The organism is Microcoleus sp. T2B6 (assembly GCF_036700475.1).
GTDB lineage: Bacteria > Cyanobacteriota > Cyanobacteriia > Cyanobacteriales > Microcoleaceae > Microcoleus.
The window spans coordinates 22,732-29,240 of record NZ_JAUBOZ010000097.1 but is presented as its reverse complement, the minus strand read 5'-3'; the positions used below and the strand labels follow the sequence as shown (position 1 = coordinate 29,240).

The following is a 6,509-nucleotide window of genomic DNA, read 5'->3' as shown; positions in this document are numbered from 1 at the left end:
AGGAAAGAAGAAGAAGGAAGGAGCCAGAAGAAGGAAGGAGCCAGAAGAAGTATTTTTACAAATATGAGATGCTCCCGAAATAATCAGCCAAGTGCGGAGGCAAATAAAATTTACAGGCATAGAAAATAACTGTAAAAAAATATTATTGGTCAGACTTTTCGGTTGAGATCGAAAGGTCGGTGAAAATAGCTGGCAGCCGAATGGTAAAGGTAGAACCTTTGTCCACCTCGCTGAATGCGGTAATGTCTCCGCCCATCATTTCGCAGAATTTCTTAGTAATCGTCAGCCCCAAACCAGTGCCGCCGTACTTCTTAGTAGTTGAGGAATCGGCTTGGGTGAAAGGCTCAAAGATTCTGGCTAACTGTTCGGGAGTCATGCCAATGCCGGTATCTGTTACCGTAAAAATGATCCAATCTTGAGCGGAAGATAAGAGAGACAAGCTATTTTCAGCTTGGCCACCTCCTCTATACGCTCCAAGTTTTTTGCCTTTCTTTGCAGGGTCGGCGGGGGTTTCGACGGATCGGGTAACGGCGAAGGTAATCGCGCCGGAGCAAGTAAATTTCGCGGAATTGCTGATGAGGTTGAGCAGAGACTGCCGGAGTTTAGTTTTGTCGGTGTGCATCGAGCCAATATCATCGGGGCATTGTATTTCTAGGATATTGCTATTTTTGTGTGCCATCGGCGCGATCGTGGCCACTACTTCCTCAACCAGAGTTGAAATGGTGAAGGTTTCGAGGTCGAAGTCGATGCGGCCTGCTTCAATTTTGGTCAAGTCGAGAATATGTTTAATCAGCGCGAGTAGGTGCTGGCCTGCCGTGTTAATTCTCTGGAGGTCGTCGATGAACTCTTCGGCACCGAGGTCTCGGGCGTCTTCTTGCAGGAGCTCGCTATAGCCGATGATGGCGTTGAGGGGGGTTCTGAGTTCGTGACTCATGTTGGCGAGAAAAATGCTTTTGGATCTATTTGCAGCTTCGGCGGCTAATGCGGCCCGGCGGAATTCTTCGGAACGCAAGCGTTCGGTGATGTCGGTGGTCATGATTAAAACGCACTGAGTGCTGCCGAGGTGGATGAGTTCCACTGACAGCAGCCAGTCGCGCACTTCGCCGGCTTTGGTGCGAATTTTGATTTCTTGGTTGCTGATCGAATTTTGTGATTGCAAAACCTGGGCGAGCCGCCCCCCGTCTTCTGAATTGACAAACATTCCTAAGTCGCTGGGAGTGCGGCCGATAAATTCGTGCCGCAGCCAGCCTAATGAGCGCAAAAAGCTTTCGTTGGCATCGAGGAAGCATCCATCTGTGAGGGTGCAGATGCTGATCCCGACTGGGGAGGCGTGAAAGGCCTTGGAAAATCTTTCTTCTGAAGAACGCAGGGCGGCTTCGGCTTGCTTTCTGTCTGTGATGTCTTGGACGGTGCTGGTGATGTAGAGGGAGGTGACGGCGGCTTGTTCGTAGACTGTGCGGTTGCTACCGTCGGGGAGTATGAGCCTGTAGTCGATGCTGTAAGGCTGTTGCTGAAATAAAGCGGCTTCGATCGAGGTTTTGACTAATTCTCTGTCTTCAGGGTGCACGTATTCCAAGAAGGCTTCCAGGCTGGGTTCAAAAGTTCCTGGTTGCTGTCCCAGGATGCGGTAAATTTCCTCTGACCACCGCAATTGCTGGGCGTTGCGGTCTAAGTCCCAGTTGCCTAGCTGGGCGATGCGTTGGGCGTTAGCGAGGCTGGCTTCGCTGGCGCGCAGGGAGGCTTCTGCTTGGTGGCGTTCGGCGACGGTGGCAGCTAAGACTAAGCCGGTGACGGCGATGACGGCGATGAAGGCTTGCAGGGATAACAGCGCTTGGGGGATACTGCTGGCGTGTTTGAGGAAGGGGCCGCTGCCTCGGGCTATACCCCAGATGGCGAAGCCACAGAGGATGAAGTTGGAGAGGGCGGTGTAGCGCTGACCGAATCGAAAGGCAGCCCAAACTACTAGGGGAAATGGTAAGTATTCGAGGGGATAGCGGGCGTAGGCGGCGCGGGTGCGGGAGCAAAAGACGAGCCAGCCGACTGCTAGTAGCAGCAGCAGCCAAATCGCTCGTTCAGCTATCTGTTTGCGATGGGTGGGGACTTTGGGCAATTGTTGCCACGTCAGTAGTAGCGGGGCGACGAGCAAAATTCCCATAGCGTCTCCCACCCACCAAGTCCCCCAAATCGTGCCAAAATCGCTCCAGCTAGATAAACCGGTCAGGCAGACGACGATGCTGCCGATGGTGGAGTTGATTAGGGTAGAGCTCAAGGCTGCTAGTCCGACTATTCCTAAAACGTCTTTGAGCCGATCGAGCCGGGCGCTAAAGTTAATGCCCTGGAGTAGATAAGTTCCCGTCCACGCTTGCAGGGTTCTGGCGCCTGCCGAGATCAATGCCGTGCCGAGGTTGGCCGACGGTACGCTCATGCTGAACAGGAAGCCTCCGATCGCGATTCCCGGCCACAGTTGCCGCCCAAACAGCAGCAGGGCGACTTGGGCAATTCCTGCTGCTGGCCACATCGGGTAAATTTCTGAACTGAGGGTGAGGGTGGAAATGGCGAATTCCGACGCCCAATAGTAGACCAGGGCGATCGCGCCTACTGCGAGGAAGTACCGCCAGGAATGTCCTTTGATTGCGTTAAGGAACTTTGTCTGCATGGTCGTTTGGGGAAAAGGTGGACGGTTGTTGGGGTCTCAGTATGTGGCACGGGACAGGCAGAGGGTAGAGAAAATGTTTCTATTAGGTCATGGGTGGTAGGTAGTGAGAGAAGCTTTTGAGCTAACTTTTTGTGGGGCCGTTGAGTGAGCGGTTTTTTTGTTCTATCAAATCTGCCCATGAATTTCGGGAGTATTGCTTTTTTGTAAATATATCTCTAATGGCTAAGCAATTGGTTTGTAATTTTTTGGTTTTTGTTAAAAATTTATTACCGAGCGACAGCGGGTGTCTTTTTGTGTCGGGCGAGCGTAACTCAATTCACCCTAACATTTTGCACTGTACTCAATAATACCTAAAATACCTAAAATACCTAAAATACCAATAACAGCGACGTAAAATCTCTGCTTTTAGGTAAGTCTGGGGCAAGAAACACGGTTTCTGATTAGAAGTGCAGGTGGTAGTGATTTTCACTAGATTTTTAACCCATTAATCGAGGCTTCAAGTCTTTCGCTCGAATACAGTGAAAGCGGATAATTTACAGCAATAAAAAATATTTTTTATTGTCTATTTCTTTTTGGCTGTTGCAATATCTAAGGTTAGTGTCAAACGCTCTTGAGATTCTTTAAGGGCGTCTTGGGGGTTGCGGCCCAGAAGGGTTGCCTCTATGGCGCGACCGAGGTTTTCTGACAGGCGGGAGTAACCTGATATAATGGGTCGCGCTCTGGCTGAGTTCATTTGTTCTAAAAATACTCGCAAAATAGGGTTTTTTTCCACAAAGCTTTGATAAGCTTGGCTCTGTCTCGATTTTAAGTTAATGGGCAAGTAACCTGTTCCCAATGCCCATGCTGTTTGGAATTCTTCACCTATAACGTATTCTAAGAATACTAGGGCTGCTCGCTCTCGTTCTGGCGAGGTTTTCATTAAAAATAGGTTTTCACCCCCTACGACGGCTGCGGGGCGTTTGAGGATGGGTAAAGGCATTGCTGCGTAGTCGATCGCGCTTTGCTGCAACTGTGCTAGCGTCCACGGCCCGGTGATTTGCATAGCGACTTTCCCGGCGATGAAATTGTCGAGTTCGTAACCGCGTTCGGGTGCTGACAATATTGCTGAACCTTCTTTTAACAAGTCGCTCCACAATTCTAAGGCGGCGTGAGAACCGGGATTATCTATTTGGGGTACAGGACTTTGAGGTATTTCGCCTTTGAGTTCGCCGCCTGCGCTGAACATGAATGGCAGCCAGGTAAATACTGTCCATTCTCCTTTGCCTAGGGGGAGCACTATGCCGTGTTGGTCTGTGCGGCCGTCTCCGTTGGTGTCTCGGGTGAGCGATCGAGCTACTTGCTTTAATTGGACCCAATTCTGCGGCACTTTTTTGATTCCTGCTGCTGCAAATAAGCTGGGACGGTAAAAGATGGCGACGTTATTTGTGCCTAGGGGAACTGACCAAGTGTGTCCGCCAAGTTCCATTGACTCGAAGAGGGCCGGGTCGATTTCGGCTTTCCGGGGCGATTTGTCGAGCCAGTTTTCTAAGGGTTCAATTGCGTCGAGTTCTGCTAGTTTTCCTGCAATTGAGGGGCCATTCCACAGCACATCCGGCGGTGCATTTCCAACTATTGCTGTGAGTATTTTTGGTAGTTGTTGGTCGGGCTGACCGATGTACACTGGTTTGATCTGGATGTTAGGATGTGTTTTGTTGAATTTGTCTGTGAGGGTTTGAAATACGTCGCGATTTGGCGGGGGATTGATGCCGTGCCACAGTGTGAGTTCGATCGGTTCGCCGTTTTTGGCTGCGGGTGTTGTGCTGTTTTGACAGCCGCTTAATATTAGCAAACTTAAAGTTAGGAAAATGCAGGCTGCACGTTTGGTTTGCAGTCGATAGCGGTTTTCAAGTGAGTAGGTACACGGCAGTCCCAATGCGTGACCAATTAAGACCCAAACCCATAATAAATCTCGCTTGTCGTCGAGTATATATCCCCCTAAATCCCCCTTGAAAATGGGGACTTTGAGAATATTTCTTGTCCCTCCCTTAGTAGGGGCGGTGCCCCCGTGCCCGCCCTTGGTCAGGGGGGATCTAGACTTCGATACAAACAATAGATACGGTCGGTTTAACGTTAATTTGTCACCTTTTGGCAGTGCCTTGTTCCTACTGTATTTCAGAGAATTTAAAAATGCTGCGGTCGCATTGTGTAGCTGTCGGTAAATTGCTGTGGCGAATTGAGATAAAATCATTTTCAATAAAAGTGGATAATTACAGAGTAAAACGAGCTAAATCTCGAAAATCTGCTGGTAGCTGATTTCTCTCTCCATCCGAGGTGTTGTGAAACAAAACGGTGAAAGCTCCTGCTCCTAGTCTATCTTGCGGCCACATCCGATCGCAAGGAATTTCTGTCACGTGCGATCGATATTTTTCTAAATGAGGAACAATGACTGGCCCAAATTCGGGGAATTTGCTTAACAGCCATTCGCTGACTTGTTCATTTTCTGCCGTGGAATAAGTGCAGGTCATGTATGCAAGATAACCTTGGGGCGCTACAATTTTAGCAGAATTGGCTAAAATTCTTTTTTGGCGGTTGGCATTGCTGTTGATGGTGACATGATGAAAGCAGCCTGGTGCTTTGTCTCCTTTTGCTAAGAGTGATTGACCAGTACAAGGAGCATCCACTATTACTAAATTAGCCGTTTGTGGCATCTTTTCGGCAAGTATTTTTGAATCGGCGTTGGCGGCGGCGGATGGTTGAATTTGGCAGCGTCTTAAATTAGATATCAGCATTCCCATGCGTTTGCCTATGACTTCGTTGCACAAGAGCGCTTCTGGCTTTAATGTTTTCCAGGCAAAGACACTTTTGCGTCCGGGGGCGACGCACATATCTAAGATTAGTTTGATTGGCTGCGGTATTGTTAACAATGTGGAGGCGGCGAAGATTGAGGAAAAGTCGAGACAGTAGTAATGTCCGGCTTGATGTAAGGAATGTTTTCCCGGTTGGGATTCTAAGGCTAGTCTAGCTACAAATTCCGGCTGCCAAGAAACGGGAATTTCGAGATTAAATGGGTTTCCTGTTGGTTTTGGTTGCAGCCACAAGATAGCAGGATTAAAAGTGTGGGGATTGGTGACGGCATGAATAAACTTTTCTTGTTCGGCGGTGTCGGCAAATAAGCTGCGGCTGAGTTTCAGCAGGAGATTCGACGGGCTTCCCATGCTCTGACAGATATGATAAGATTGAGATGAACACTAAAAACTGTAAATCCCATGATAATTCCTAGTGTAGAACAGTTAGATTTAACTTTGGAAGAATGGATGCAAAATCCTCCTGACGGGACGGAGTGGGCGGACGGTAAAGTTATAGTCAAACATCCTGTAGAATTTGTAAATGGAGAAGTAGTGGGGAAACCGGGAATGACTGCAAAAACTCGCCGCATTCAATCAAAGCTAGATTATTACTGGAGAAGTTACATGATCTCAAGCGGCCAAGGGGGCGAGGTTTATGTGGAAGTTACTTGTCAAACTATGAAAAAAGGGCGGATACCCGATGTATCTTATATTACTCCTGAACTGTTGGCGCAAGTTGGGGAGTTTTCGGTTTTGCCCCAGAGTTTTCCGCTGCTAGCTGAGATTGTTTGGCCTAGCGATTTTGCTGATGATGTTTTTGCTAAGGCACAGGAGTATTTAGAATCGGGATGTTTGGAAGTTTGGCTGCTGTTTCCTAAGAGTAGTTGGGTGTTAGTAATTACTCAAAGTCAGGTGGTTTTGTTCAAGCCTGGTGAGGTGGCGACAACTCAGGTTGTTTTGGCAGGATTTAGGGTGGCGGTGGATGAATTAATGGCGTAGTTTTATTGTTATTATTGTACTGTACGAAA

General features: G+C 48.5%; 4 protein-coding genes. 1 reads left to right on the top strand and 3 read right to left on the bottom strand.

Features of this window, described 5'->3' with window-relative positions; genetic code table 11:
• Positions 1 to 142: 142 nt before the first annotated feature.
• From QUA00_RS29275 to QUA00_RS29265, 3 genes are all read right to left on the bottom strand, one after another.
• Positions 143 to 2,656 (bottom strand): MASE1 domain-containing protein, encoded by a 2,514-nt coding sequence (locus tag QUA00_RS29275; protein WP_333412039.1) that lies wholly within the window; start codon positions 2,654 to 2,656, stop codon positions 143 to 145.
• 562 nt (positions 2,657 to 3,218) lie between these two features.
• Positions 3,219 to 4,883 carry an ABC transporter substrate-binding protein gene (locus QUA00_RS29270; protein ID WP_333412038.1) on the bottom strand — a complete coding sequence of 555 codons (1,665 nt, stop codon included), beginning with the start codon at positions 4,881 to 4,883 and terminating at the stop codon, positions 3,219 to 3,221.
• 19 nt (positions 4,884 to 4,902) lie between these two features.
• The gene (locus tag QUA00_RS29265) at positions 4,903 to 5,850 is read right to left on the bottom strand and encodes an RsmB/NOP family class I SAM-dependent RNA methyltransferase (RefSeq protein WP_333412037.1); all 948 of its coding nucleotides are present in this window, start codon (positions 5,848 to 5,850) and stop codon (positions 4,903 to 4,905) included.
• A gap of 51 nt (positions 5,851 to 5,901) precedes the next feature.
• Here QUA00_RS29265 and QUA00_RS29260 point away from each other — a divergent pair, with 51 nt between their 5' ends.
• Complete coding sequence (locus tag QUA00_RS29260; RefSeq protein WP_333412036.1) at positions 5,902 to 6,480, top strand: Uma2 family endonuclease; 579 nt, start codon at positions 5,902 to 5,904, stop codon at positions 6,478 to 6,480.
• Positions 6,481 to 6,509: the final 29 nt, after the last annotated feature.

Coding starts and splice junctions, on each gene's coding strand:
- QUA00_RS29275 (WP_333412039.1), bottom strand. CDS start 2,656: ATGCAGACAAAGTTCCTTAACGCAATCAAAGGACATTCCTGGCGGTAC.
- QUA00_RS29270 (WP_333412038.1), bottom strand. CDS start 4,883: ATGATTTTATCTCAATTCGCCACAGCAATTTACCGACAGCTACACAAT.
- QUA00_RS29265 (WP_333412037.1), bottom strand. CDS start 5,850: ATGGGAAGCCCGTCGAATCTCCTGCTGAAACTCAGCCGCAGCTTATTT.
- QUA00_RS29260 (WP_333412036.1), top strand. CDS start 5,902: ATGATAATTCCTAGTGTAGAACAGTTAGATTTAACTTTGGAAGAATGG.